The sequence below is a fragment of the Streptomyces sp. NPDC001068 genome (assembly GCF_042897315.1).
Classification (GTDB): domain Bacteria; phylum Actinomycetota; class Actinomycetes; order Streptomycetales; family Streptomycetaceae; genus Streptomyces.
Window position 1 is genome coordinate 79787 of the sequence record NZ_JBIAYD010000010.1, and the last position, 26169, is coordinate 105955.

At 71.6% G+C, this 26169-nt stretch carries 25 protein-coding genes and 1 pseudogene; 18 read left to right on the forward strand and 8 right to left on the reverse strand.

Features of this window, described 5'->3' with window-relative positions:
- The first annotated feature begins 106 nt into the window (after window positions 1–106).
- On the forward strand, window positions 107–1081 hold the full coding sequence (locus ACFY3I_RS27095; protein ID WP_390863436.1) for a CorA family divalent cation transporter: 975 nt from the start codon (window positions 107–109) through the stop codon (window positions 1079–1081).
- 83 nt (window positions 1082–1164) lie between these two features.
- Window positions 1165–1548 carry a glycine cleavage system protein GcvH gene (gene gcvH / locus ACFY3I_RS27100; RefSeq protein WP_390863438.1) on the forward strand — a complete coding sequence of 128 codons (384 nt, stop codon included), beginning with the start codon at window positions 1165–1167 and terminating at the stop codon, window positions 1546–1548.
- A gap of 92 nt (window positions 1549–1640) precedes the next feature.
- Here the strand turns inward: gcvH and ACFY3I_RS27105 are convergent, their stop codons facing one another.
- Together ACFY3I_RS27105 and ACFY3I_RS27110 are read right to left on the reverse strand one after the other, a co-directional pair.
- The gene (locus tag ACFY3I_RS27105; protein ID WP_390863440.1) at window positions 1641–1880 is read right to left on the reverse strand and encodes a chaplin; all 240 of its coding nucleotides are present in this window, start codon (window positions 1878–1880) and stop codon (window positions 1641–1643) included.
- A 105-nt stretch (window positions 1881–1985) separates the two neighbouring features.
- Window positions 1986–2636 (reverse strand): FMN-dependent NADH-azoreductase, encoded by a 651-nt coding sequence (locus tag ACFY3I_RS27110; RefSeq protein WP_390863442.1) that lies wholly within the window; start codon window positions 2634–2636, stop codon window positions 1986–1988.
- A gap of 129 nt (window positions 2637–2765) precedes the next feature.
- Here ACFY3I_RS27110 and ACFY3I_RS27115 point away from each other — a divergent pair, with 129 nt between their 5' ends.
- Window positions 2766–3119 (forward strand): winged helix-turn-helix transcriptional regulator, encoded by a 354-nt coding sequence (locus tag ACFY3I_RS27115; RefSeq protein WP_390863444.1) that lies wholly within the window; start codon window positions 2766–2768, stop codon window positions 3117–3119.
- Window positions 3120–3125: 6 nt separating this feature from the next.
- Here the strand turns inward: ACFY3I_RS27115 and ACFY3I_RS27120 are convergent, their stop codons facing one another.
- Entirely contained in the window at window positions 3126–3764 is a 639-nt protein-coding gene (locus tag ACFY3I_RS27120) for a hypothetical protein (protein WP_390863446.1), read from the reverse strand.
- A gap of 116 nt (window positions 3765–3880) precedes the next feature.
- Between ACFY3I_RS27120 and ACFY3I_RS27125 the strand changes: the two genes are divergently transcribed.
- From ACFY3I_RS27125 to ACFY3I_RS27135, 3 genes and pseudogenes are all read left to right on the forward strand, one after another.
- Window positions 3881–4798, forward strand: a complete 918-nt coding sequence (locus ACFY3I_RS27125) for a Scr1 family TA system antitoxin-like transcriptional regulator (RefSeq protein WP_390863448.1) — start codon at window positions 3881–3883, stop codon at window positions 4796–4798.
- Window positions 4767–4871 (forward strand): annotated as a pseudogene (locus ACFY3I_RS27130) (DUF397 domain-containing protein); the annotation flags it as partial. The gene ACFY3I_RS27125 and the pseudogene ACFY3I_RS27130, both read left to right, overlap by 32 nt.
- 123 nt (window positions 4872–4994) lie before the next feature.
- A complete protein-coding gene (locus ACFY3I_RS27135; RefSeq protein ID WP_390863449.1) occupies window positions 4995–6692 on the forward strand; it encodes a protein kinase in 1698 nt (565 codons plus the stop codon).
- A gap of 10 nt (window positions 6693–6702) precedes the next feature.
- Here ACFY3I_RS27135 and ACFY3I_RS27140 read toward each other — a convergent pair whose 3' ends face one another.
- Entirely contained in the window at window positions 6703–6966 is a 264-nt protein-coding gene (locus ACFY3I_RS27140) for a PLD nuclease N-terminal domain-containing protein (RefSeq protein WP_365289040.1), read from the reverse strand.
- 79 nt (window positions 6967–7045) lie between these two features.
- Here ACFY3I_RS27140 and ACFY3I_RS27145 point away from each other — a divergent pair, with 79 nt between their 5' ends.
- Window positions 7046–7540, forward strand: coding sequence for a DUF3515 family protein (locus ACFY3I_RS27145; RefSeq protein ID WP_390863451.1), 495 nt, complete (start codon window positions 7046–7048; stop codon window positions 7538–7540).
- On the opposite strand, the gene ACFY3I_RS27150 is transcribed toward ACFY3I_RS27145, so the two are convergent.
- Window positions 7541–8113 (reverse strand): TlpA family protein disulfide reductase, encoded by a 573-nt coding sequence (locus ACFY3I_RS27150; protein ID WP_390863453.1) that lies wholly within the window; start codon window positions 8111–8113, stop codon window positions 7541–7543. It lies immediately after the preceding gene.
- A 76-nt stretch (window positions 8114–8189) separates the two neighbouring features.
- Here ACFY3I_RS27150 and ACFY3I_RS27155 point away from each other — a divergent pair, with 76 nt between their 5' ends.
- The 8 genes from ACFY3I_RS27155 (at window position 8190) to ACFY3I_RS27190 (ending at window position 14819) form a co-directional block, all read left to right on the forward strand.
- A complete protein-coding gene (locus ACFY3I_RS27155) occupies window positions 8190–9647 on the forward strand; it encodes a menaquinone biosynthesis decarboxylase (protein WP_365289043.1) in 1458 nt (485 codons plus the stop codon).
- The gene (gene mqnP / locus ACFY3I_RS27160) at window positions 9644–10546 is read left to right on the forward strand and encodes a menaquinone biosynthesis prenyltransferase MqnP (RefSeq protein WP_390863455.1); all 903 of its coding nucleotides are present in this window, start codon (window positions 9644–9646) and stop codon (window positions 10544–10546) included. The genes ACFY3I_RS27155 and mqnP overlap by 4 nt, the downstream gene beginning before the upstream one ends.
- Before the next feature lie 85 nt (window positions 10547–10631).
- Window positions 10632–11276, forward strand: a complete 645-nt coding sequence (locus tag ACFY3I_RS27165) for a UbiX family flavin prenyltransferase (RefSeq protein ID WP_365289142.1) — start codon at window positions 10632–10634, stop codon at window positions 11274–11276.
- 60 nt (window positions 11277–11336) lie between these two features.
- Window positions 11337–11792: an Lrp/AsnC family transcriptional regulator gene (locus tag ACFY3I_RS27170; protein ID WP_351694208.1), complete on the forward strand. Its 456-nt coding sequence runs from the start codon at window positions 11337–11339 to the stop codon at window positions 11790–11792.
- A gap of 38 nt (window positions 11793–11830) precedes the next feature.
- Window positions 11831–12994, forward strand: a complete 1164-nt coding sequence (gene mqnE, locus ACFY3I_RS27175; protein WP_366886538.1) for an aminofutalosine synthase MqnE — start codon at window positions 11831–11833, stop codon at window positions 12992–12994.
- A gap of 213 nt (window positions 12995–13207) precedes the next feature.
- A complete protein-coding gene (locus tag ACFY3I_RS27180; RefSeq protein WP_390863458.1) occupies window positions 13208–13732 on the forward strand; it encodes a GNAT family N-acetyltransferase in 525 nt (174 codons plus the stop codon).
- Between the two features lie 75 nt (window positions 13733–13807).
- Window positions 13808–14119, forward strand: coding sequence for a DUF4229 domain-containing protein (locus ACFY3I_RS27185; protein ID WP_365289048.1), 312 nt, complete (start codon window positions 13808–13810; stop codon window positions 14117–14119).
- 49 nt (window positions 14120–14168) lie between these two features.
- Complete coding sequence (locus ACFY3I_RS27190) at window positions 14169–14819, forward strand: TetR/AcrR family transcriptional regulator (protein WP_390863460.1); 651 nt, start codon at window positions 14169–14171, stop codon at window positions 14817–14819.
- 81 nt (window positions 14820–14900) lie between these two features.
- Here ACFY3I_RS27190 and ACFY3I_RS27195 read toward each other — a convergent pair whose 3' ends face one another.
- A complete protein-coding gene (locus tag ACFY3I_RS27195; protein ID WP_390863462.1) occupies window positions 14901–15746 on the reverse strand; it encodes a MaoC family dehydratase in 846 nt (281 codons plus the stop codon).
- A gap of 404 nt (window positions 15747–16150) precedes the next feature.
- On the opposite strand from ACFY3I_RS27195, the gene ACFY3I_RS27200 reads away from it, so the two are divergent.
- The gene (locus ACFY3I_RS27200) at window positions 16151–18061 is read left to right on the forward strand and encodes an AMP-dependent synthetase/ligase (RefSeq protein WP_390863836.1); all 1911 of its coding nucleotides are present in this window, start codon (window positions 16151–16153) and stop codon (window positions 18059–18061) included.
- Between the two features lie 157 nt (window positions 18062–18218).
- Here ACFY3I_RS27200 and ACFY3I_RS27205 read toward each other — a convergent pair whose 3' ends face one another.
- Complete coding sequence (locus tag ACFY3I_RS27205; RefSeq protein ID WP_003992177.1) at window positions 18219–18422, reverse strand: cold-shock protein; 204 nt, start codon at window positions 18420–18422, stop codon at window positions 18219–18221.
- Window positions 18423–18740: 318 nt separating this feature from the next.
- Between ACFY3I_RS27205 and ACFY3I_RS27210 the strand changes: the two genes are divergently transcribed.
- Window positions 18741–19589 carry a menaquinone biosynthetic enzyme MqnA/MqnD family protein gene (locus tag ACFY3I_RS27210; protein ID WP_390863464.1) on the forward strand — a complete coding sequence of 283 codons (849 nt, stop codon included), beginning with the start codon at window positions 18741–18743 and terminating at the stop codon, window positions 19587–19589.
- A 42-nt stretch (window positions 19590–19631) separates the two neighbouring features.
- Window positions 19632–21428 (forward strand): serine/threonine-protein kinase, encoded by a 1797-nt coding sequence (locus ACFY3I_RS27215; RefSeq protein WP_390863466.1) that lies wholly within the window; start codon window positions 19632–19634, stop codon window positions 21426–21428.
- 21 nt (window positions 21429–21449) lie between these two features.
- On the opposite strand, the gene ACFY3I_RS27220 is transcribed toward ACFY3I_RS27215, so the two are convergent.
- On the reverse strand, window positions 21450–26024 hold the full coding sequence (locus tag ACFY3I_RS27220) for an FtsK/SpoIIIE domain-containing protein (protein WP_390863468.1): 4575 nt from the start codon (window positions 26022–26024) through the stop codon (window positions 21450–21452).
- Window positions 26025–26169: the final 145 nt, after the last annotated feature.

Here is a 26169-nt window from a genome sequence, read left to right on the forward strand (position 1 = left end):
CGCCCTCACCCGTAGGTGGCCGTCCGGCCCGGCAGACGGGCGTCCCGGCGTGCGCGGGGCGCGGGCCGTGCGGAGGCTGGGACGGTGGCCGAGGGCGGTGAGGGCGATGATCGTGACGAGGGTGTCGGTGCCGGACGGCGGCCGGACGGGGGTGTCCCTGGCCGAGGCGCGGCGGCTCATCGCCGAGGACCCGTTCCTGCTGCTCGGGGTCCGGTTGCTCGACGAGGCGGATCCGGCGGACGAGCCGGCGGCCCGCCGGCTCGGTCTGGACGATGACGACCTGGCGTGGTTCGGCAGGGCGGACGAGGTGTCGCGGGCCGAGTTCCTCGGGGACCTCGCCGGCTTCGTCGTCCCCGTGGTCGTGGACGACCTGATCGCCCACGTGCACGTGCTGGCCGGCGAGCGTTTCGTGGTGGCCGCGCACTGGGGCCAGGACGTCCTGGTGTCGGGTTTCACGACGCAGCTGTGCCGGGAACGGCCGCGAGACGCCGTGGCCACGCTGTTCCTGCTGCTCCAGGAGGCGCTGGCCACCTTCCGCCGGGCCACGGTACGGGCGCTGCTCCAGGTGGAGGAGCTGGAGGACGACATGTTCGAGAACCGGCGCCCCGAGCAGATCTACCAGCTGTCCCAGCTGCGCCGCCGGGCCGCGCTGCTGCACCACACACTGCTGCCCTACCTCCAGGCGGTCGACGACGTGGTCTCCCGCCGGATGACGAGCAGCGACTTCCCGGCCGAACGGCAGCGGCTGGCCCAGGAGTTCGTCCGCGCGGCCCGGCTGGTCCGCACGGACGTCGAGTCCCTCCAGGATGCCGCGCGCCGCGCCCTGGCCAGTTACTCGTCCCTGATCGCGGGCGAGCAGAACGGTGTGATCAACCGGCTGGCCATCGTGTCCGTGATCTTCCTGCCGCTGTCGTTCCTGACCGGGTTCTTCGGCATGAACTTCACCTTCCTGACGGACAAGCTGGAGACCCGTGACGAGTTCTGGCTCCTGGCCGTCGGTCTCCAGATCGTGGCCCTGGCAGCCGCCGTCTACGTCCTGCACCGCACGCGCGTCTGGCGGCGGCTGCGGGACGACGACTAGCCCGGAAGGCGTATCCGGTTCGTTACGCAGAGCGACGGAGGTGGCAGGCTGACTGCGCCTACCGACCTCGAAGGAGTCGCGCCATGTACCCGACCGACTGCAAGTACACGAAGGACCACGAATGGATCCGGATGAACGGCGCGACCGCCGAGATCGGGATCACCGAGTACGCCCAGAAGCAGCTCGGTGACATCGTGTTCGTGGAAGTGCCGACCGTCGGCCGGACGGTCGAAGAGGGGCAGGAGTTCGGCAACGTCGAGTCCGTGAAGTCGGTGAGCGACCTCTTCATGCCGGTCGGCGGCAAGGTGACCGAGGTGAACGGGGACCTGGAGTCCGAACCCGAACTGCTCAACATGGAGCCGCACGACACGTGGATCATCAAGGTCCAGGTCTCCGACAAGAAGCAGCTCGACGGGCTGATGAGCGCCGACAAGTACGAGAAGTTCATCGCCTCCGGGGAGGACTAGGGCCTCCCGGTCCGCCGGGCCGCACACGACCGCGGAGCCCGCCGCAGGACGAATGTCCTCCGGCGGGCTCCGCGCGTGGTGGTCCGGTCGGGTCAGCCGTTGGTGCAGGCGTTGCCGGCGGCCGGGTTGAGCAGGCCGATCACGTCGATGCTGTCGCCGCACACGTTGACCGGGACGTCGACCGGCACCTCGATGACGTTGCCCGACAGCACGCCCGGGCTGTTGGACGCGGTACCGGTGGCGTCGGCGCCGTTGTCGGCGTAGGCGGCGGTGGTGCCCAGAGCGAGGGTGGCGGCGATGGCGCCGGTGACGGCGAGAGCGCGGATGCGCATGAAGGCCTCCTGGTAGGGGGGTGACAACGCGTCCATCACAACCGCCCGCCACCGGAACCGCACGCGCGGCTGGGCCGATCGGCGCAATCCGCTCAGCCGGGCCGGCTACGCGGCGAGACGGCCCGCGATGTCCTTGGCCCTGTCGGCCGCGTCCTGGAGGGAGCGGTCACGGGAGGCCTCGTACAGCGGCACGAGCTCGGCCATGGCCGGCACGTGCGGAGCCATCGTCAGTTCCGGGACGATGAAGTCGACTTCGAGGCCGAGGCCGCCGGAGAGGACCGCGGACAGGTAGTTCTGCACGTACTCGAACGGCTCCCGCGGGGTGCCCGGCGCGTACGAACCGCCGCGGCTGGCCACGACGGTGACCGGGGTGCCCTTGGCGGACGGGTCGTCGCCCCCGGTGCGGCCCATCAGGATCACGTTGTCCAGCCACGCCTTGAGCGTCGACGGGATCGTGAAGTTGTACATCGGGGCGCCTATGAGGATCGCGTCCGCCTGCTCCAGCTCCTCGATCAGCCGCACCCGCTCCGCGAAGGCCGCGGCCTGCTCGGGGGTGTGGGAGGCGGGGTCGGCGAACCCGGCGGTGTGGCCGGCCGCGGTGATGTGCGGCACCGGGTCCGCCGCCAGGTCGCGGTAGATCACCGTGCCGTCGGGGTGCTGCTCCTGCCATGCCGCGCGGAAGGCCTCCGTGACGGCGCGGGAGGCGGACGCTCCGCCGGGGAGGAGGGACGAGTCGATGTGCAGAAGGGTGGCCATGGGTGTCTCCAGACACGGGGATAGCGAGCCCGGTGCGGGACGCGGGCTGAGAATTCGTACTCAGCTATAGATAACACAGGTGCTTACTTTTTTTCACCCCCCTCTGTCATGAGCCTGTACCCTGAAGGCATGGCGGTGGACCAGACGCACGACCCGGAGCAGTGCAAAGCCGTGGACGGCGGCATCACGCGCGTCTTCCAGGTGCTGGGCAAGCGCTGGAACGGCCCGATCCTGTCCGTCCTCATGGGCCAGCCGACGCACTTCGCCAACCTGCGCCGCGCCATCCCCGGCATCAGCGAACGCATGCTCTCCGACCGGCTCACCGAACTCGGCGCCGCTGGACTGGTCGTCCGCGAGGTCGACGAGGGCCCGCCGCTGCGGGTCTCCTACCGCCTCACCGCGTCGGGCGCCGCGCTGGGACCCTCGCTGAAGGAGCTCGGCGAGTGGGCCCGGCAGCACCTGCCCGACGACTCGCCCTGCTGACCCGCGTCAGGGCCGCCCGCCCTGCGGCTCCAGCACCGCGTAGTCCGTGAAGCTGCGCCGGTAGCGCAGGTGCCGGGTGTCCCGGGTGTGCCGGCGCTGCCACTCCTCCACCGCCTCCGGCGACCCGCACGGCCCGGACCCCGCCCCGCAGTCCGCCTCGTCCCCGGAGACGCAGTACGCCGCGTACTCCGGTTCGGCGGTGTCGTCCTGCGCGATCAGGTAGGGCGCGAAGCGGAAGAAGCGCCGGGGGCGGGTGCCCCGGTGGTCCCGGCGCAGGTGCCGCCGGAGCAGCACGTCGGCGTCGGTGACCGCGCTCGCGTCCGGCCGTGCCGCCGCCTGCCGCCGTCTCCCGGCGAACTCGGCGCAGGCCGCGCAGCCGGCGACCGGTTCCGGTGCAGGGGAGTCCGCGACCGGCTGACTCAGCGCGCGGGACCGGTGGTTGGCCGCCCGCACCTCCGCGCCGAGCCGCTCCTCGGCCGTCGCGGGCCGCACCGACTCCGGGCGGGCCTCCCACTCCCGGCCGCCGCCTAGGGGCCGCAGCAGGACGTGCGGGCCCGACTCTCCCCGGTACTCGCCGACCCTGTCCGTGCGGGTGTCGTAGACGACCGATCCCGCGCCGATCCCGTTTTCGATGTGCTCAGTCATGTGCGCTCCGACACCACTTCGTAACTCTGGGTGTACAGAGCGTCGCGGACGGGCACGGTCGGTATCAATGCCGGGTGCGTGCCACCGGCACCTGTCACAGAGGGGGGCCGGTCACGGTGACCACCAACGCGGAGTTCTTCGGCGAGCTGTTACGGCACTACCGCGAGGAGGCGCTCCTCACCCAGGAGGTGCTGGCCCGGCAGATCCCGTGCGACCGGTCCCTGGTGGCACGGGTGGAGGCGGGCACCCGGGTGCCGTCGGACTCGTTCGCGAAGAAGTGCGACGAGGTGCTGGACACGGGTGGGGTGCTGATGCGGTTGTGGGGGCGGGTGGACTGGTACCCGCGGGTGGAGCATCCGGATTGGTTCGCGCGCAGGGTGGAGATGGAGGCGCAGGCGGTCGCGCTGTACGAGTACCAGTCCATGGTCGTGCCGGGCCTGCTGCAGACCGCGGACTACGCGCGAGCGCTGGTTTCCAGGAGGGGAGCCACCGGGGATGTGCTCGAGAATCGGGTCAGGGCCCGCCTGAGCAGGCAGCAGCGCTTTCTCGCAGATGGCGGTCCCACCTACATCGCGGTACTGGACGAGAGCTGTCTGCGCCACTGGGTTGGCAGCCCGACTGTGATGCGGGAGCAGTGTGCGCACCTTTTGAGCGTGGGGCAACGGCCCAACATCCGCGTCCAGATGGCTCCGGCCAACCGCTTCGACCTCACCCGTCCCGACCGCCCGGTGTCGCTGATCAGCACGCCAGACGGCGAACCCTGGATCTACACGGAATCGCTGAGTCAGGGCTACTTCAACAATGATCCGGATGCGTACGCCGCGATGAGCCGAATCTATGATGTGTTGAGGGCGGACACGCTGTCGGCTCGCGAATCCGCGGCCTTGATCACCAAGTTGATGGAGGAGTACGGCGACGATGAACCGGAACCGGCTGAGCGCGGCGACTTGGATCAAGAGCAGCTACAGCGACGGGGACGGCGGCAACTGCCTCGAACTCGCCCCCGAGTTCACCTCCGTCGTCCCCGTCCGTGACAGCAAGAATCCCGAAGGACCGGTCCTGATCCTCGGCCGGGCCGCCTGGGACGCCTTCGTCGCCTCCGTGTAGCGCCCTGTCCGCGAGGGCAGACCCGCGGGCAACGTGCCCTGGGGGGACCGGAATTGGCCAGTCGCCCGTACCGACGGTCCTATGCTGACCGAGTCTTCGGGAGTCGGCGGGGCGGGAGTAATCGTGGCAGCTCTGGAGCCCGGCGATCCGCGTTCCGTCGGGGAGTACCAACTGCTGCGGCGGCTCGGTGAGGGCGGCATGGGCCGGGTCTTCCTCGGCCGCTCGCCGGGCGGCCGGGCCGTCGCCGTGAAAGTGGTCCACGCCGAACTGGTCGCGGGAAAACCCGAGTTCAGGTCGCGGTTCCGGCGTGAGGTGGAGGCCGCCCGCAAGGTCAGCGGCGCCTTCACCGCTCCCGTCGTGGACGCCGACCCGGACGCCCCGCTGCCCTGGCTGGTCACCAGCTACATCCCCGGTCCCTCCCTGCAGGACGCGGTCGCGGGACAGGGGCCGCTGCCCGCCGCCGACGTGCTCCGCCTCGCCGCCGGACTCGCCGAGGCGCTCACCTCCGTCCACGCCGCCCAGCTCGTGCACCGTGACCTCAAGCCGTCGAACGTGCTGCTGGCCGAGGACGGGCCGCGGGTCATCGACTTCGGCATCGCCCGCAGCGTGGAGTCCGACACCATCACCGGGGCCGGGCTCATGGTCGGCTCGCCCGGTTTCATGTCGCCGGAGCAGGTCGAGGGCGGTGAGGTGACCGGCGCGAGCGACGTGTTCTCGCTCGGTGCGGTCCTGACGTTCGCGGCCACCGGCGGCAACCCCTTCGGTGAGGGGCCCACTCCTTCCCTGCTGTACCGGGTCGTGCACGACGGACCCGACATCACCGCCGTCACCGACCCGGACCTCGCCTCTCTCATCGCCGCCTGCCTGGCGAAGGACCCGGCCGCACGGCCCACTCCGCGCGAGATCCTGGCCCGGATCGGACTGACGGCCGACGTCACCGCCCTCGCCGCCGAACCCGAGTCCGCTCCCGCCGCCCCGCCCGGGGCCGACGACGTCACGCGTGTGGTCCCGCGGCCTGTCACGACCCGGTCGTTCACCCGGCTCGACCCGGTGCCGTACGGGCGGGATCCCGGCGCGAGCCGTCGTACCCTGCTCCTCTCCGGGGGAGCCCTCGCGGTCGCCGCGCTCGCGGCCCTGCCGGTCGCGCGCCTCGTCGACCGGGGCGGCGCCGGCAAGTCCCCACCGCGCTCCGGCGGTGGCGTCCCCGTCTCCGTCCCCGCGCCGCTCGACGCCTGGCCGCTGGACGAGATCTCGGGGACGGTCGCCGCCGACGACACCGGCCGGTACGACGGGACGGCCACCGGGGTCGGCTGGGGGCGCGGCAAGGACGGGGCCCCGCTGTTCGACGGCGGCACCAGCCAGATAGTGACCGCGGGGCCGGTGCTGCGCACCGGCAGGGGCCGGGGCTTCACCGTCTCGGCGTGGGTGGCGCTGAGCGGTCTGCCACCGGTCTTCGCCACCGCCGTCAGCCAGGACGCCGGCGCCGTCAGCGGTTTCTACCTCCAGTACGCGGGTGCCGAGAAGCGGTGGGCGTTCGCCCGCCCCGACCTGCGCGCCCTGTCGTTCTCCACCCCGAGGCCGGACGTCTGGACCCACCTGGTCGGTGTCTACGAGGGCGGCCGCGACCGGCTCCTTCTGTACGTCGACGGCGTCCAGGAGGGCGGAGTCGCCGACGCCAACCCCGTCGACGCCCAGGGCCCCCTGGTGATCGGCCGCGCCACCGCGAACGGGGTTCCCGCCGACTGGTTCCCCGGCTCGATCAGACAGGTCCAGGTGTTCCAGAGGGCTTTGACGGCGACGCAGGTCAAGGCGCTGTTGTAGCGGCGGGCGGTCAGTCGGTCCGGTCGTCCGGTTTCAGTGACTTCAGGAACTCCGGGTTGTCGTCCGGTGCGACCCACCGCTCCCGCGGCTGCCGGGACCTGCCCGCGGCCAGCCAGGCCACCGGACCGACCAGCACCTCGCCGAAGAGCAGGATGATCAGCACCCACACCAGTTTCGGCAGCGCGCGGACCTCGTCCTCGGGGGTGTTCAGGCAGTCCACGAAGGCGTAGATCCACAGCGCGAGGACCAGCAGAAAAGGCAGATACCTGAGCATGGCGGCCAGGGTAGCGGGTGGCCGTCACGCGGGGACGGGACCGCGGGCATGATGGGTCCCTCGATACGGAGGGGGAGCCGTGAGGACGCCTGGGTGGTCCCGCAGGGGACGGGCGGCGGCCGGAGTCGCCGCGGCAGGTCTGGCGGCCGCGGCCGCGCTGGTGGCGTACGAACTGCGCTCGCCGGTGTTCGGCCTGGCGCAGGGGCCGCTGGCGCGGGACCCGGCGTGCGCGGGGATCGCCGACCGCTATCCCGGCCGTCTGGGCGGAGCCACGCGTGACCCGGTCACCTTCGAGGGCCTGGCGGTCTGGGGCCGCGGCGCGGTCGAACTGCGCTGCGGCGTCACCCCGCCCGCCCCCACGACGGACGCGTGCGTGAGCGTGGACGGCGTGGACTGGGTGTGGCGGGAGCGGGCGGGGGAGCGCGGGCACCTGGTCACCTACGGTCGCAGTCCCGCCGTGGAGGTCTCGATCGCGCGCTCGGTGTCCCGCCCGGACGCCGTGCTGCTGGACCTCAGCCACCTGGTGGCGCCGCTGCCGGCGGGCGCCGGGTGCCGTTCGGAGGGGGACGGCTGATCAGGCCTTCTCGGCCAGCAGCGGCCCGACGATCGTGCGCACGTCCGCGGCCGTGAGCGGGCTCAGGTACTTCGCGGCGATCCGCCCGGCCCGGTCGATGAAGAGCGTGTACGGCAGCGCCCGTGGCGCGTAGCCCCGGGGCAGCCGGAGCAGCTTGCGGGAGCCGGGGTCGTGCAGGCTCGGGTAGACCAGGCCGTGCGCCCGCTCGAAGGACCGTCCGCTGCCCCGCTCGGCGTCCGTGTCCACCCCGAGCACCTGGACCCCCTTGGTGCCCAACTCCTTCTGGGACTTGGACAGTTCGGGCGCCTCGGCCCGGCAGGGCCCACACCAGGACGCCCACACGTTCAGGACGACGACCCGGTCCCGGTAGTCGGCGAGCCGTAGGGCCCTGCCGTCCAGACCGTCGCCCGACAGGTCGGGGGCCGCCTGGCGGTCGGCGGCCGCGACGCGGGTCAGCGCGGAGACCGGTGAGCCGCCGGTGTCCTGGCGGGGTGCGCAGGCGGCGAGCACCAGCGGCAGGACGAGCGGCAGCACGAGCAGCGGTGACCGGCTGATCCGGCGGCGGACTGTCACGGCCGACGAGTATCCCAAGGGGTATCGCAGGGGGCGGTGACCGGGCCCCGGCTCCGGGTGGCCGATACTGGGAGGCATGGCTTACGACGATCTTCGCTCCCTGCTCCGGGCACTGGAGCGCGAGGGAGACCTCAAGCGTGTCAAGGCCGAGGTCGACCCGTACCTGGAGGTCGGGGAGATCGTCGACCGGGTCCAGAAGGCGGGCGGACCGGCGCTGCTCTTCGAGAACGTGCGCGGCTCCGCCATGCCGCTGGCCATGAACGTCTTCGGCACCGACCGGCGCCTGCTCAAGGCCCTCGGACTCAAGTCGTACGCCGAGATCTCCGAGAGGATCGGCGGGCTGCTGCGCCCGGAACTCCCGCACGGCTTCGTCGGCGTGCGCGAGGCGTTCGGGAAGCTCGGCGCCATGGCGCACGTCCCGCCGAAGAAGGTGAAGTCCGACAACGCGCCGGTCCAGGAGGTCGTCCTGCACGGCGACGACGTCGACCTCGGCATGCTGCCGGCCCTGTTCACCTGGCCGCAGGACGGCGGCTCCTTCTTCAACCTGGGCCTGACCCACACCAAGGACCCCGAGACCGGCATCCGCAACCTCGGTCTGTACCGCCTCCAGCGGCACGACCGGAACACCATCGGCATGCACTGGCAGATCCACAAGGACAGCCGCAACCACTACCAGGTGGCGGCGCGCAAGGGCGAGCGGCTGCCCGTCGCGATCGCCTTCGGCTGCCCGCCGGCCGTGACCTACGCCTCCACCGCCCCGCTCCCCGGTGACATCGACGAGTACATGTTCGCCGGGTTCATCGCGGGCAAGCGGATCGAGATGGTCGACTGCAAGACCGTCCCGCTCCAGGTCCCGGCCAACGCCGAGGTGGTCCTGGAGGGCTGGCTGGAGCCGGGCGAGATGCTGCCCGAGGGCCCCTTCGGCGACCACACCGGCTTCTACACCCCGCAGGAGCCGTTCCCCGCGCTGAAGATCGACTGCGTGACGATGCGGAAGCGTCCGCTCCTCCAGTCGATCGTCGTCGGCCGCCCCCCGACGGAGGACGGACCCCTCGGCCGTGCCACCGAGCGCTTCTTCCTCCCGCTCCTGAAGATCATCGTCCCGGACATCGTGGACTACCACCTCCCCGAGGCCGGCGGTTTCCACAACTGTGCGATCGTCTCGATCGACAAGAAGTACCCGAAGCACGCGCAGAAGGTCATGCACGCGGTCTGGGGGGCGCACATGATGTCCCTCACCAAGCTCATCGTGGTCGTCGACTCCGACTGCGACGTGCACGACCTGCACGAGGTCGCCTGGCGGGCCCTCGGCAACACCGACTACGCCCGTGACCTCACGGTCGTGGAAGGCCCCGTCGACCACCTCGACCACGCCTCCTACCAGCAGTTCTGGGGCGGCAAGGCGGGCATCGACGCGACGAAGAAGTGGCCCGAGGAGGGGTACACCAGGGACGGGGGCTGGCCGGACATGGTCCTGTCCGACCCCGAGACGGCGGCGACGGTCGACCGCCGCTGGAAGGAGTACGGACTGTGAGCTCCGCTTCCGCAGCGCTCCCGCGGCCGGGACGCACGAAAGCCTTCCTGCGGCTGGTGATGATCGAGCACTCGGTCTTCGCCCTGCCCTTCGCCTACATCGCCGCGCTGACCGCGATGTACGAGTGGGACAGGAACATCCACTGGGGCCGGCTGCTCCTGGTCACGATCTGCATGGTCGGCCTGCGCACCTTCGCGATGGCCGTGAACCGGATCATCGACCGCGAGATCGACGCCCGGAACCCGCGCACGGCCCACCGCGAGCTGGTCACCGGCGCGATGAGCGTGAAGCACGCCTGGACCGGCGCGCTGATCGCGGTGGTCGTCTTCCTCGGTGCCGCGGCCCTGCTCAACCCGCTCTGCCTGGCCCTCGCCCCCGTCGCGGTGATCCCGATGGTGGTCTACCCCTACGGCAAGCGGTTCACGAACTTCCCACAGGCCATCCTCGGCCTCGCCCAGGCCATGGGCCCGATCGGCGGCTGGCTGGCGATCACCGGCGAGTGGTCCTGGGACGCGGTGATCCTCGGCCTCGCCGTGGGCATCTGGATCGGCGGCTTCGACCTCATCTACGCCTGCCAGGACGTGACCACCGACCGTGAGATCGGCGTCATGTCGGTCCCCGCCCGCTTCGGTATCCCGGCCGCGATCTGGGGCGCCCGCGCCTGCCACACGGTCACCACGGCCCTGTTCGTCTGGTACGCCGTGGCGACGCACGCGGGCGGCTTCTTCTGGCTGGGCCTGGTGATCGTCGCCGGAGCCTTCGCCTACGAGCACTCCATCGTCCGCCCCCACGACCTCTCCCGCCTCAACCGCGCCTTCTTCAGCGTCAACGGATTCATCGGCATCGCCCTGTTCGTGTGCGCCCTGCTGGACCTGCTGGTCCGGGGGCTGACGGTCTGAGTGCCGTCGGCCACCGCGGCCCCGTCCTGAACTCGGTCGGGCGCGCCGGTACGCTCAAGGTGTGAACGCAGGACAAACGCAGCGCGTGCCTTGGATCGTGGGGGTGTCCGGGGCGTCCGGAACGCCCTATGCGGCCGCGGTGCTGCGAGCGCTGCTGGACGCGGGCGAGAGCGTCGACCTGGTGGTCAGCCGGGCCTCGCGGCTCACCCTGCTGGACGAGACCGGAATCTCCTTCCGGGACGCGCACTGGCAGGAGGACCTGCGGGAATGGCTGGCCCGGGGAGCCGACGGCAAGCCGGACACCTTCGGCACGGACCTGGCGCGGGTGCGGTACTGGAACGCCGGTGACCTGGCCGCCGGCCCGTCCTCGGGGTCGTACCGGACCAAGGGCATGCTGATCGTGCCCGCGTCCACCGCGGCCGTCGCCGGGGTCGCCCTCGGGCTCTCCAAGGACCTGCTCCAGCGGGCGGCCAGCGTCAACCTCAAGGAGCGCCGCCCGCTCGTCGTCGCCGTGCGCGAGACCCCGCTGAACGGCCAGACCCTGCGTCACCTCGTCACCCTGGACGACCTGGGGGCCGTCGTCGTACCGACCTCCCCGGCGTTCTACGCGGGCGCGACGCACATCCAGGACCTGGTGGACTTCGTCGCCGGGCGGGTGCTGGACGCGGCCGGTGTGGGGCACCGGCTGTACCGCCGCTGGGAGGGTGACCTCGGCGGCGCGAGCAAGTAGCGGTACCCCTGCACCACCTCTCATCTACTTCGGGAACTCTCAGCGGAAGGCTTCGATCGCATGGATGCCGTGGACAGGCAGCTCATCCAGGCACTGAGGGAGAACGGCCGGGCCTCGTACGCGGAGCTGGGGCGCCTCGTCGGCCTGTCGGGACCCAGCGTCACCGACCGCATCAACCGGCTGGAGGCGGCCGGTGTCATCACCGGCTACCGCGCCACCGTGAACGCGGCCTCGCTCGGCCTCGGCGTCATCGCACTGATCGGCATCTCCCTGTCCGACGCGGCCGACCACGAGGACGTGGCGCAGCGGCTGCGGGACCTGCCGGAGATCGAGGACTGCTGGTTCATCGCCGGCGACGACTCCTTCATGCTCAAGGTGCGCTCCACCAACGTCGACGGCCTGGAGAAGACCATCCGGCGGCTGTCCGGGACCAAGGGCGTCTCCCGGACCCGTACCACCATCGTGCTGTCCACGAAGTGGGAGAACCGGGTGGGAGAACTGCCCGAGGAGGTCTAGGCGTACTCTCGGTCAGGCTGTCGTAGAAAGGTTGGGGCATGGACGTCGGGCTCAAGCGTGAGCTGGAGGAGAAGGTCAGGGCCGGTGAGCGGCTGACCCGTGAGGACGGCATCGCGCTGTACGAGTCGGACGACCTGGCCTGGCTGGGCGGTCTCGCCCACGAGGTGCGGACGCGCAAGAACGGCGACGTCGTCCACTTCAACGTCAACCGTCATCTCAACATGACCAACGTGTGCACCGCGTCCTGCGCGTACTGCTCGTTCCAGCGCAAGCCGGGCGAGAAGGACGCGTACACGATGCGCATCGAGGAGGCGGTGAAGCTCGCCAAGGCGATGGAGGGCGAGAACCTCACCGAGCTGCACATCGTCAACGGGCTGCACCCGAACCTGCCGTGGCGCTACTACCCGCGCTCGCTGCGGGAGCTGAAGGCGGCCCTGCCGGACGTCTCCCTCAAGGCGTTCACGGCCACCGAGATCCACCACTTCGAGACGATCTCCGGCCTGTCGGCCTCCGAGATCCTCGACGAGCTGATCGACGCCGGTCTGGAGTCCCTGACCGGCGGCGGCGCCGAGATCTTCGACTGGGAGGTCCGCCAGCACATCGTGGACCACCGCACCCACTGGGAGGACTGGTCGCGGATCCACCGCCTGGCGCACGAGAAGGGTCTGAAGACCCCGTGCACCATGCTGTACGGCCACATCGAGGAGCCCCGCCACCGCGTCGACCACGTCCTGCGGCTGCGTGAGCTGCAGGACGAGACGAACGGCTTCCAGGTCTTCATCCCGCTGCGCTACCAGCACGACTTCGTCGACATGAAGGACGGCAAGGTACGCAACCGGCTCCAGGCGCGGACCCAGATGGCGACCGGCGCGGAGGCCCTGAAGACCTTCGCGGTCTCCCGGCTCCTCTTCGACAACGTGCCCCACGTCAAGGTCTTCTGGGTCATGCACGGCGTCCAGACGGCGCAGCTGGCGCTCCAGCACGGGGCCGACGACATGGACGGCTCGGTCGTCGAGTACAAGATCACCCACGACGCGGACAACTACGGCACGCCCAACAAGCTGACCCGCGACGACCTGCTGGACCTCATCCGCGACGCGGGCTTCCGGCCGGTGGAGCGGAACACGCGGTACGAGATCATCCGCGAGTACGACGGCCCGGACCCGGCGCGGCGGGAGTCCCCGCAGCCGATGCGGGTGTGAGTGGGGCGGGGGGTGCGTTCTCGGGTGCGGGTGCGCGGGGGCCGATCGCGCAGTTCCCCGCGCCCCTGAAGGGCGCGTACTGCAGCCGGCCTTCTTTTGGGGGCGCGGGGAACTGCGCGACAGGCCACGATGCGCCCGTAGTCGACGACGTACCCCGGTCCGCATGGCGAATGGTCGTCCCACTCCCCTTTGCGTAATAGGTAGCCTCAACTCATGCCCCTTACCTTCACCCTGGATCCCGCGGTCACCCCCGACCTCAGGGACGGCGTCCTCAACCTGTGGACGGACGTGTCCAACGCCGGCGGCGCGGTCGGGTTCGTCGCCCCGGTCACCCCCGAGGACATCCGCCCGGAGCTGGTCAGGCACCTCGTCGCGATGGCCGAGGGCCGCAACCGGCTCCTCGTCGGCCACGACGAGGCCGGCAACGTCGCCGCCACCGCCTTCTTCTCCTTCAACACCCATCGCCTCATGAAGCACTGGGTGTGGCTGTACACGGTGATGGTGCACCCCAAGCACCAGGGGCAGGGCTACGGCCGGGACCTCCTCGCGGCCGCCGCCGACGCGGCCCGCGGCTTCGACGGCATATCCGCGATACGGCTCACCTGCCGCGGCGGTCACGGCCTGGAGCGGTTCTACGGCTCCTGCGGTTATCGGGAGGTCGGCCGGGTCCCCGGCGCGATCCGCGTGGCCCCCGGCGACGACCGGGACGACATCACGATGCTCCTGCCGCTCGGCTGACCCCGCTGCAAGATCGGTCCCGGCCCGTGCTTCACTGGACGGTGCCCCTTTTCGTCATCGGAAGACTGGATTGAGATGCTCCGCTACACGCTGATGCGCCTCGGTATCTTCGCGGGCTGCCTCCTGGTCGTCTGGGGACTGGTGTACGCCGGCGTGTTCCCGCGTGGCTTCGGCGACTCCAACCTCCTGTGGGTGCTGCTGCTCTCCCTGGTCCTGTCCGCGCCGATCAGCTACGTGGTGCTGCGCAAGGAGCGGGACCGCGCCTCGGTCCAGGTCTCCCGGCGGGTCGACCGGATGAAGGCCAACATCGAGGCCAACCGCAGCCAGGAGGACGAGGTCGTCGACGAGGCGGCACGGGCGCGGGAACAGGCCCGGACCTCTTCCTGACCCTTCCCCGGGCGACTCCCTCGCGGCCGGGCCCCCGTACGCTTTCCCCATGGGTGCCGTGAAGACCAAGCGCATGCCGCGGGCGGTCCGGGAGCAGCAGATGCTGGACGCCGCCGTGCGGACCTTCGGGCAGCGCGGGTACATGGCCGCGTCGATGGACGAGATCGCCGAACTCGCGGGTGTCTCCAAGCCGTTGGTGTATCTCTACCTCAACTCCAAGGACGACCTGTTCACGGCGTGCATCCGCCGTGAGGCGAAGGCGCTCACCCAGGCGGTCCGCGACGGCGTCCGCCGGGACCTGCCCGCCGACCGCCAGCTCTGGGACGGGCTCCAGGCGTTCTTCACGCACACCGCCGAACACCCCGACGGCTGGTCGGTGCTGCACCTGCAGGCACGTACCCACGGCGAGCGGTTCGCCTCCGAGGTCGCCGCGATGCGCGCCGAGATCGTGGAGTTCGTGACCCACCTGATCGTGGTCGCCACCCGTGAGGCGCGCCGTGATCCCGACCTGCCCGAGCGGGAGGTGGCGGGGGTGGCCGAGGCCCTGGTCGGCGCCGCCGAGTCCCTCGCCGCCTGGGCGAACGTCACCCCCGGCGTCACCGCGCGGGAGGCGGCGACGACCCTGATGAACTTCGCGTGGGCCGGCCTCGGCAACCTGATGAACGGCCGGCCGTGGACGCCGCCCGGCGTAAATCCCTGACGGGCCGCCGGGCAGGGGCTTCTGAAGGATCCGCGGGGGGACCGTTCGCACCCGCGCGCGGATGCCGGCCCGGCGCCCGCCTCAGCGGCCGAGCGGCAGCACCCGTCCCTCGACGTGCACCCGCTGTCCGACCCGCAGCTCGAACCGTCCGCCCTCCGCCGCGTAGGCGACCGTCGCCGGCAGCAGTACCGGTGCCCTGAACTCCGCTTCCACGCGCGCGCGTTCCGGCACCCCGTGGGCGGCGAGACACCGGGCCGCGGTCCACATGCCGTGCGCGACGGTACGGGGGAACCCGAAGAGCCGCGCGGTCATCGGGTACAGGTGGATGGGGTTGCGGTCGCCGGAGGCGGCCCCGTACCGGCGCCCGACGTCGGCGGCGATCCGCCATTCGGCGACGGCGGGCAACGGCGCCCGTTCCTCCCGGGGGACCTCCGCCGCCCCCGTGGTCCGGTGCCGTGCCAGATACCTGCTTCGCGACTCCCATACGACGGTCTCGCCGCACCGCGCCTCGGTGACGACGTCCGCCTCGGTGCCCCGCCGGTGCGCACGCAGGCCGGCGATGTGGACGGAGAGTCCGTACGCCTGCCCGGCCGGCATCCGCGCGTACCGGGAGATCTCGACGTGGGTGTGGACCAGCCCCAGCAGCGGCAGCGGGAAGTCCCGTGCGCTCATGAGCCGCATGGCCAGCGGGAACCCGAGGACGTGCGGGTAGGTGACGGGCAGTCCGTCGTCGCCGGTGGCGAAGCCGCAGACGCGCTCGTAGGCGGTGAGCCCGCCCGCGTCGGCGCGGACGGCCGGGAGCACCAGCCGGGTGCGGGGGCAGGCGGCGTCGGCGGCCGGCCTCTTGAAGGGCGACCGCAGAGCGCCCCGCGCGAGCGACGGCCCGAGGGCGGGCGGGCCGCCGAGGACGGTCACCGGGCCCGCCACGGCGGGAGCTGTCGGCGCGGACTGCGACCGCGGTGCCTCATGTACGTCCCCCGGATCGGTCAAAAACGCTGACTCTGGAGTAAGGTTACCGAAGGTAAGTCTACGTCGCGGTCGGCAAGGTCCGGAAGTGGGGCCTAACGTGAGAGACCCTCACGTAACCGCCGGGATTGCACAGGCCCGGCTCCGGACCATCCCGGAAACCCCACACCCCCGCCACAGCGGCCCCGTACGATCTCCAGACCTAACCGCCGGTAACCCGTCTTCGAGGCCCGGCCCCGGTGAACGCCTCGCCGCACGAGGCACGTACGTGATGCAGCAAGCAGTTCACCGCTGCACGCCCGAGGAGCCGCCCCGTGTCCACTTCGTCTTTCCAGAGCGCCGCCCCCGTGTTCCCAGGCGCCGCGATCCAGGCCACGGACTACGACGGGAAGCCGATCCTGGTCGAACCCCTCGTCCAGCGGCTGGACGGAGTGGTGCGGGAGGCCTCCGTACCGCCGTTCGCGCCGCCGGTGCGGCACGGCTCGCTGGCCGACCTGCCGTTCGAGAACGCGGAGACCGAACCCGGCACGGTCGTGCTCAGCCGCAAGCCCGCCCTGGCCGACGGCCGTTGGGAGCAGGTGACGGCCGCCCAGTTCGCCGCGCAGGTGCAGGCGGTCGCCAAGGGCCTGATCGCGGAAGGGCTGATGCCGGGCGACCGGATAGCCGTCATGGCACGCACGACGTACGAGTGGACGCTCCTCGACTTCGGCGCCTGGGCGGCCGGACTGGTCACCGTCCCGGTCTATCCGACCTCCTCGGTCTTCCAGACCCGCTGGATCCTGCACGACTCCGGCGCCGTCGCCCTGGTCACCGAGACCTCCGCCCAGGCCGCCGCGCTCGGCCCCGAACTGGACCGGCTGCCCGACCTGCGGCACCTGTGGGTGATGGAGAAGGGGCACGTGGACCGGCTCGCGGAGGCGGGCGGCCAGATCCAGGACGCCGAAGTGGGCGTACGGCGGGGCATGCTGGGCCCCGACACGATCGCCACCCTCATCTACACCTCGGGCACCACCGGCCGCCCCAAGGGCTGCGCCCTCTCGCACGGCAACTTCTTCGCCGAGGTCGACAACGCGATCGAGCTCCTCTACCCCATCTTCAAGGCCCGCAAGGACGAAGAGGTCTCCATCCTCCTCTTCCTGCCCATGTCCCACGTCTTCGGCCGGATGGTGGCCATCGCCTGCATCCGCGCCCGGGTCCGGCTCGGCCACGCCCCCAGCCTCAAGGCCGAGGACCTGCTCCCCGACCTGGCCGCCTTCCGGCCGACCTGCCTGCTGACCATTCCCTACATGCTGGAGAAGGTCTTCAACTCCGCCCGGGCGAAGGCGGAGACGGGCGGCCGGGTATCGGTCTTCGACCGGGCCACCGGGGTCGCCCAACGGTACGGCGAGGCCCTGGAGGCCAAGCAGACCGGCACCGGCAGCGGTCCCGGCCGTGCCCTGAAGACCGCCCGCGCCTTCTACGACCCGCTGGTCTACCGCCGTATCCGCAACGCCATGGGCGGCCGGGTCCGGCACATCATCTGCGGCGGCTCCCCGCTGGGCCGCCGGCTCGCCGCGTTCTACGCCGGCGCCGGCATCGAGATCTACGAGGGCTACGGCCTCACCGAGACCACCGCGGCCTCCACGGTCACCCCGCCGCTCAAGCCCCGGCTGGGCACGGTCGGCTGGCCGATGCCCGGCACGAAGGTCCGTATCGCCGCCGACGGCGAGATCCTGCTCGCCGGCGACCACGTGCTGCGCGGCTACTGGGACCCGCAGGCCGGCGGAGTCGTCCCGGCGACCCGGGACGGCTGGCTGGCCACCGGCGACATCGGCGAACTGGACGACGAGGGCTACCTCACCATCACCGGCCGCAAGAAGGAACTGCTGATCACGGCCGGCGGCAAGTCGGTGGCCCCGGCCCCGCTGGAGAACTGGCTCCGCTCCCACCCACTGATCTCCCAGGTGATGCTGGTCGGCGACGGACTGCCCTACGTCAGCGCGCTGATCACCCTCGACCGCGACGGCCTGACCCACTGGCGCCAGATGAACGGCAAGCACCCCGTCCCGCCGGAACTCCTCCTGGACGACCCGGAACTGCAGGCGATCCTGCAACGCGCCGTCGAGGAGGCCAACAAACTGGTCTCCCGCCCCGAGTCGATCCGCCGCTTCACGATGCTCCCCGTCGACTTCACCGAGGAGGCCGGCCACCTCACGCCGTCGATGAAGCTCCGCCGGGACGCGATCATGAAGGACTTCGCGACGGAGATCGACGGCCTCTACACCAGGGAGCGGTGACCGGCGCGTCGGTTCCGCGCGGAACCGGTCGGACGCCGGGTCTGATTCCGGTCCGATTCTTGGGAAAAGGGCAGGAGCCCCGTCGCCGGAAGGCGCGGGGCTCCTTGGGTACTGCACTCAGTCTGAAATCAGACTCTGGGTGTCTGGATCGGTGAGATCAGACGGGGGTGACGTTCTCCGCCTGCGGGCCCTTCGGACCCTGCGTGACGTCGAAGCTCACCTGCTGGTTCTCCTCGAGCGAGCGGAAGCCGCTCGCGTTGATCGCGGAGTAGTGAACGAAGACGTCCGGGCCGCCGCCCTCCTGGGCAATGAAGCCAAAGCCCTTTTCGGCGTTGAACCACTTAACGGTTCCGGTAGCCATAAGCCCTCCTTGGGCTCAAAAGGGTCGCCCTGCTCCAGAACCTGCAAGTGTGAAAACAAACTAAGTGCCGCACAACTGCATACGTCTGAAAACGACGAGAGCCCGCGGTTACATGCTCCGCAGGCTCTGTACTGCAAGGGAAACCAAACTGCAACTTGCGGCGAGCCTAGCATGTGGGCAGCCGAAAGCAACAGAGGCCAAGATCACGTCACCCGGACGTTTGAACGGCCTCGAAAGTGGGTTGACGCCCGGGGCGGCTTCGGTGCCGACGGAGGGGGCGGTCTCAGCACCGTACCTCATGGGGTCTAGCCTCGCGATGTGGACAATTCTCGCACCCGGCCGCGCGTCGGCCACATCCAGTTCCTGAACTGCCTGCCCCTCTACTGGGGGCTCGCGAGAACCGGCACCCTTCTCGACTTCGAGCTGACCAAGGACACCCCTGAGAAGCTCAGCGAGCAGTTGGTGCGCGGCGACCTCGACATCGGGCCGATCACCCTCGTGGAGTTCCTGCGCAACGCGGGCGACCTGGTCGCCTTCCCGGACATCGCCGTCGGCTGCGACGGCCCGGTGATGTCCTGCGTCATCGTCTCGCAGGTCCCGCTGGACCAACTGGACGGCCGCCGGGTCGCCCTCGGGTCGACCTCGCGCACCTCGGTCCGCCTGGCCCAGCTGCTGCTCGCCGACCGCTACGGCGTCCAGCCCGACTACTACACCTGCCCGCCCGATCTCAGCCTGATGATGCAGGAGGCGGACGCGGCGGTGCTGATCGGCGACGCGGCCCTGCGCGCCAACCTCCTGGACGCCCCGCGCTACGGCCTCCAGGTGCACGACCTCGGCGCGCTGTGGAAGGAGTGGACGGGCCTGCCGTTCGTCTTCGCGGTGTGGGCGGCGCGCCGGGACTACCTGGAGCGCGAGCCGCACCTCACCCGCGAGGTGCACGGCGCGTTCCTGGAGTCCCGCAACCTCTCCCTGGAAGAGGTCTCCAAGGTCGCCGAGCAGGCCGCCCGCTGGGAGGCCTTCGACGAGACGACCCTCGCCCAGTACTTCACCACCCTCGACTTCAGCTTCGGCGCACCGCAGCTCGCGGCCGTCGCGGAGTTCGCCCGCCGGGTCGGCCCGACGACCGGTTTCGCTGCGGATGTGAAGGTCGATCTGCTTCAGGACTGACAGGCAATAGGCTGCTGCCCGGACTGACTGGGGGGTGGGGGCATGCAGCCGCTCGCGGGCGACGAACCTTCGGCCGTCGGGCCGTACCGGCTGCTCGGCCGGCTCGGCTCCGGCGGCATGGGCCGTGTCTATCTGGGGCGCTCGGCCGGCGGCCGGACCGTCGCGGTGAAGATCGTCCATCCGCACTTCGCACTGGACGAGGAGTTCCGGGCCCGCTTCCGCCGCGAGGTGGCGGCCGCCCGGCGGGTCGGCGGCGCCTGGACGGCACCCGTCCTGGACGCCGACCCGGACGCGCCCGTGCCCTGGGTCGCCACGGCCTACGTGGCCGGCCTGTCGCTCACGGCCGCCGTGACGGACGGCGGCCCGCTCCCCGCGCCCACGGTACGGGCACTGGGCGCGGGCCTCGCCGAGGCGCTGGCGGCCGTGCACGCACTGGGGCTGGTGCACCGGGACGTGAAGCCGTCCAACGTGCTGCTGACCCTCGACGGTCCGCTGCTGATCGACTTCGGCATCGCGCGGGCCACGGACGGCACCGCCTCGCTGACCTCGTCGGGCGTCTCCATCGGCTCACCGGGCTACATGTCGCCCGAGCAGATCCTCGGCAAGGGCGTCACGGGTGCGGCGGACGTCTTCTCCTTCGGCGCGGTGCTCGCGTACGCGGCGAATGGCGCACCGCCCTTCCCCGGCGACTCGTCCGCCGCACTGCTCTACAAGGTCGTCCACGAGGAACCCGAACTCGGCTCGCTCGACGGTGACCTGCGGGAGGTCGCCGAGGCCTGCCTGACCAAGGAGGCAGGGGCACGACCGGCCCCCGGCGAGGTGGCCCGGCGGCTGGCCCCGGAGGGAGCCGCCCGGCTGATGACGGGCGGCTGGCTGCCGGCGGCGCTGGTGGAGCGGGTCAGCCGCGGCGCGGTGGAGGTGCTGAACCTGGAACTCACGGGGGTCGCGGAGACCGCCGGCGCGGTGACGGGGGAGACCGGGCCCACGGGGTCCGGTACGCCGTCGGGCGCCTACGCCGACCGCCATCCGGCTGTCCCGGGGGATGCCGGGGACGTTGTTCGCGGGGCCGCTCCCGGGGACGTCCGCGGGGCCGCTGCCGCCGTTGTCCCGGTGGCGGCCGGGGTGTTCGGGCCGCCCCCGGCGGTGCCGCCCGCCGTCGTACCCGAACCGCGGGACGCCGTACCGCCGGGGAAGGTCTCGGTGAGCCTCTCCGCGACCGCCGTCCCGACGGGCGAGGGCGGCCGCGGGCGCCGGGTCAGCTGCACGGTCGCGCTGGCGGTGGCCGGGGCGCTGGCGGTGGTGACCGTCGGCGCGGGATTCCTTCTGAAGCCGTACCTCGGCGGCGACGGCGGGTCGGACAGCGACACCGGCGCCGCCGCGAAGCCCCCGGCGTCCACGGGGGCCTCGGCGTCCTCGACGCCGTCGTCGGGCTCGTCGTCGTCCCCGTCGGGTTCGCCGTCCGCGCCGTCCCCGACGCGCGGCGGGCCGATACCGGCCGCCTACCTCGGCACCTGGGAGGGACCGGGCACCGCGCTGGACGGCAGCCTGCCCATCGGCACCTTCCGGGTCACCGTCCGGCAGGCCGGGCCCGGCGAGGAACTGGGCCGCGTGCGCCAGACCGACCAGCTGGGCGGGGTCTGCACGGACGTGCTCACCCTGAGATCGGCCACCGCCGAGAAGATCGTCGCGACCTCGAAGGGCGTCGAGGGCAACCACGACGGCTGCGACCCGAACCCCACCACGGTGTACCTGACACCGAGCCACGGCGACCTGACGTACACGTCCGACAGCTCGGCGGAGGGCAACCCGGTGGCGGTGATGGAGCGGGCGGGGGACTGAGCCCCCGCCCCCGGCCGCCCGCTACTGCGGGGTGGTCACCGTGACGTGCTCACCGCTGCCCAGATGCAGCATGCCCTTGCCCGGGGTGACGGGGCCGCCGACCATGTTGCGGGTCGTCCGGATGCCGATCAGCTCGCCGGAGCCGGACTCCTGCGGGGAGAGCAGGATGCCCCGGCGGGCCTTCTTCGCGTCGACCTGCCAGCCGGAGAAGCCGTCGCAGATCTCGTCCTCGTCACCGGCGAGGACCACGGCGAGCCCCTGCTCGACGCCGCTCTCCACGATCCGCTTGAAGACGTCCTCGGCGTCGCAGTCGTCCAGCACCTCGGCGTCGTCGACCAGGACGACGATCGGCTCGGGCGGCGTCGCCGACGCGACCGCCTCGGTCAGCTCGTCCTCGTCGACGTCCCGTCCGGTGAACACCTTCAACACGCCGTCCCGGCCTTCGAGTTCCCGGAGCGGGGACATCCGGGGCGCGGCGACCACGATGCGCACCCCGTTGGCCAGGTAGGAGCGGGCGAAGCCCAACAGGGCCGTGGATCTGCCCGACTTGGCGGGGCCGCCGATCACGAACGCCGGAACCCCTTGTGCCAGGTCCGGTCCGAAGGCGGTCAGTTCGTCGCCGCCGACACCCACGAGGGCCCACAACGGAGAGGCCGCCGCCGCCGGATCACGCATCGCCCAGGCGTCCTCGAAGGAGATCCGGCCGGGCAGCACGTCCACCCGGAACGGCCGCCGCGAGCGGGGCACCTGGGCGTCCCGGGCCCGCGCCGCCTCACCGATCGCCACGATCGCCGCGTTCTGCCCCTGGCCGGTGGTGTCCTCGGACAGCAGGGCGAACTGCGTCTCGGCGGCCGTCTCGCTGCGGAAGGCCCGGCCGGGCGGGATCTCCTCGGGCACCTTGCGGGAGTTGATGTCCAGCATCGAGAAGTCGGCGCGGTCGGCGAGCCGCAGACCGTACTTGTCCTCGGTGAGGGACGAGATCCGGCCGGCCAGGATCTGCCGGTCACCGGTGAGGACGAGATGGATTCCGACGCTCGCACCCTCCCGCATCATCACCATGATCTGGTCGGTGAGATCGCCGTGGTTCAGCTCCCCGAGGGTGGGCAGCCAGCCCTCCCAGCGGTCCAGGAACAGCACGACGTGCGGCAGCCGCTCCGCCTCCGGCACGGCCGCCCGCTGTTCGCCGATGTCGGCGAACCCGCCGTCCGCCAGCAGCTCCTGACGACGGCTCAACTCACCCGACAGCCGGGACATGAGCCGCTCGACGCGCTCCGTCTGGTTACGGCCGACGACCGCACCGCAGTGCGGCAGCCGGGTCAGCGCGTTGAGCGCGCCGTTGCCGCAGTCGATGCCGTACAGGTGCACGTCCGCACAGGAGTTGGTGCGGGCCAGCGAACCGGCGATGGTCCGCAGCACCTGGGAGCGTCCGGTGCGCGGCGCACCGGCCACGATCAGGTGCCCGAAGCTCGCGAAGTCGACGGCGACCGCGCGTCGCGCCTGGTCGCCGGGGAGGTCCTCGACACCGTAGGGGGCGGCGGGCAGCGCGCCCTGTGCCCGCACCTCCGGCACGTCGTCCAGCAGCAGCATGTCGTCGAGGGCCGGCAGCCACGGCGAGTGCTGGGCCGGGATCGCGAGCGCCGTGTTGGCCTCGCGCACGGCGTCCACCAGCACCTTCAGGTCCGTGATCTCGTCGTCCTCCTTCGCCTCGGACCTGGGCTTGCGCAACGCGACCCGCCCGAGGTCCTGCCAGGACAGCGCCCCGGCCCAGGGCGCGAGGGTCGCGGGGTCGGCCGCACCGGGCCGCCGGCCGCCGACCCGGCCCGACTGGAACGGGATCAACGAGGCGTGCCCGAGCCGCACGTACGCCCGTCCCGGCGTGCTCTTGGCGATGTGCCCGGCGTCCGGCGCGTCGATGACGTCGGTCGACTCACCCGCGTCGGTCACCCGCAGCGCGATCCGCAGGTTGGTGTTGGCACGGATCTCCGGCGAGACCACACCGGAGGGCCGCTGGGTGGCCAGCAGCAGGTGGATGCCGAGGGACCGGCCGCGCTGGGCGATGTTCACCAGGCCGGTGACGAAGTCCGGCAGGTCGCGCACCATGGACGCGAACTCGTCGATGACGATGAGGAGCCGCGGGACGGGCGGGTGCGCCGGGTTGCGGCGCACCAGGTCCTGATAGTCCTCGATGTCCTTGGCGTCGGCGGCGGCGAGGATGTGCTCACGGCGCTTGAGCTCGGCGCCCAGCGACTCCAGCGCCCGCTCCACGAGGTGCGCGTCCAGGTCGGTGACCATGCCCACGGTGTGCGGCAGCTTCACACAGTCCTTGAAGGCCGAACCGCCCTTGTAGTCGACGAGCACGAAGGTCATGTTCTCCGGCGTGTTCGCCACCGCCAGCGCGGCCACGATGGTCTGCAGCAGCTCGGACTTGCCGGAACCGGTGGTACCGGCGATCAGCCCGTGCGGCCCGTCGCGCCTGAGGTCTATGCCGAACGGGCCGTCGTACGACTCCCCGATGACCGCCATCGTGGACTGGCCGCCCATCCGCCAGCGCGCCGCGATCGCGTCCCGGCTCGGCGGCTCCAGCTGGAGCACGTCCAGCAGCCGGCTGGCGGCGGGCAGCGCCGAGTCCTCGGCCTCGCCGCTGATGTCACGCAGCGGGGAGAGGGAACGGGCGAGCCGGGCGCACCAGGCGGGGGAGACGAAGTCGGGCCGTACGCCCCGCTTGCGCAGCGCCCCGCTCTGCTCGACCCGAAGCCTCAACTCCAGCTCCCGCGCCTCCTGTTCGGTGCCCTGGGCGGCCTGCTGAGCCTGCGGGTGCCAGGCCTGGAAGGACGGGAAGCCGCCGGCGGCCTGCTGCGTCACGGCCGTCGCGGGAGCGTTCTCGGCGGCCACCGGCTCGGCGACGACCACGCCCTGGCACTCGCCGGGCAGGAACCGTTCCTCCTCGTCCAGGCAGACGGACCGCAGGCCCACCCCAGGCCCCTCCTTCAACAGCCGCACCACACCGGGCATCGACCGCAGCCGCCGCGACCCGTCCCACACGATCACGATGTCCGGATCGGCGAAGGCGGGCCCGTCGGTCTTGCCGCGCCCGCCCTGCTGGAGGGCCTTCTGCCGGCCGTCGAGGAGCTGGGTGAGCTCGCCGACGCGGGCGGCGACGGTCTCGGAGTCGGTACCGATCAGGACGTTCACGTCCTGGCCCCCGCCGGGGCGGGAGTGCGGCAGCCAGCGCACCCAGTCCCAGCGGGTGCCGGCGTCGTTGTCGGTGAGGACGTAGAACTGCACGTCCATCGGGCTGTGCAGGACGGCGGTCTGGGCGACCGCCCAACGCCCCAGCGCGTGCGCCGCGTCACCCGGCCCGGCGACGCCGATGACCCCGAGGTCCCGCAGCGACAGGGCGACCGGGGCGTCCTCGATGTACCAGCGGACCTTGCGCTTGTGCTCGTCCTGCTCGGGGTCGTCGAGCTCGACCTCGGAGGGCACCCGCCCGGTGCCGAAGCGGATCAGCAGATGGTCGGCGTCGGTGCGCCGACGCTCCCACAGCCGCGTCCGGGGCCCGGTGCCGTACGTCAGCACGGCGGCGGGGTCGGGTACGGCCGCCCGGCGGTCGCTCCGCTCGGTCCGCAGGGCCTCCTGCGCGTCGTCCTCGATCCGCCCCTTGTGCTCCTTGTACTCCTTGAGCTGCTTGGCATGGGACTTGCGCCCGTGCTTCTTGTCCATGAAGTAGTTGCCGAAGAGCATGACCGGGCTCATCACGGCCATGATCAGGTAGTACCAGCGCCCGAACATCATCACCGAGACGACGGCGCCGACCAGCGGCAGCAGGGCCATCAGCCAGGGCAGCGGGCGGGCCTCGTAGTCGCCGGGCGGGTTCGGAAGCGAGAAGTGCGTCTGGCGTTCGGCGGGGCGCAGCCGAGGGGGCCGGTTGTAGTCGAGCCCGGCACCGTCGTCGGACCACTTGAGGGCGGCGTTTGGCGGGGCGTACCCGTTGATCTCCAACAGGCTGTTGCCGAGCGCGAGTTGGGAACCGAGCGGCCAGTCGCCCTCGCCGTCGAACTCCTCGCCGTCCAGCCGGGCACCGGAGTCGTGCGTCCGCACCTTGCAGGTGCCGTCGATGGCGATGGTGAGGGTCGCGGCGCGGGCCGCCAACTCCGGTTCCTCGACGCGGAGGTGGGAGGCCGGGCCGCTGCCGATGTCGTACCGGCCGACTCCCAGCCGGTGCACCGCGCCGGCCGCCGGGCCGCCCGCCACCCGGAACTCCACGATGCCGGTGGGCTCGCCGAGCACGCACCCGGCCGGGTCGTGCAGGCTGACGACGACACCGTCGCGCAACGGCGAGGCGACGACGGTCGCGGCCGGGTCCAGGGCGTAGCCGTCGACGTAGGCGAGCGGACCGGCGGACCGGACGGCCGAGGTACCCCTCGGCGTCCCGATCGGGATGACCCGGGCGATCTCGTCGTCGTCCGGATAGCCCGGACCGACCTGCCGGGCCAGTTCCCGGGCCACGTCACCGACCGTCGACTCGGGATCGGCGTCGAGCACGACGTCGGCGGTGGCACCACCGACCGGGTCGACGACGGTCAGACTCAGGCGCACGTTCGTCCTCCTCGCAGGCCCGGCACACTCGGAGTGACCTTAGCCGGAGGGGCTTTCCCGGACGCAACGGGATTGCACCGGTTCACGATTCCCTCGCACGAGGCCCCTGCGGCAACGTCCCTCCCACCCGTAGGATCTTTGCTCA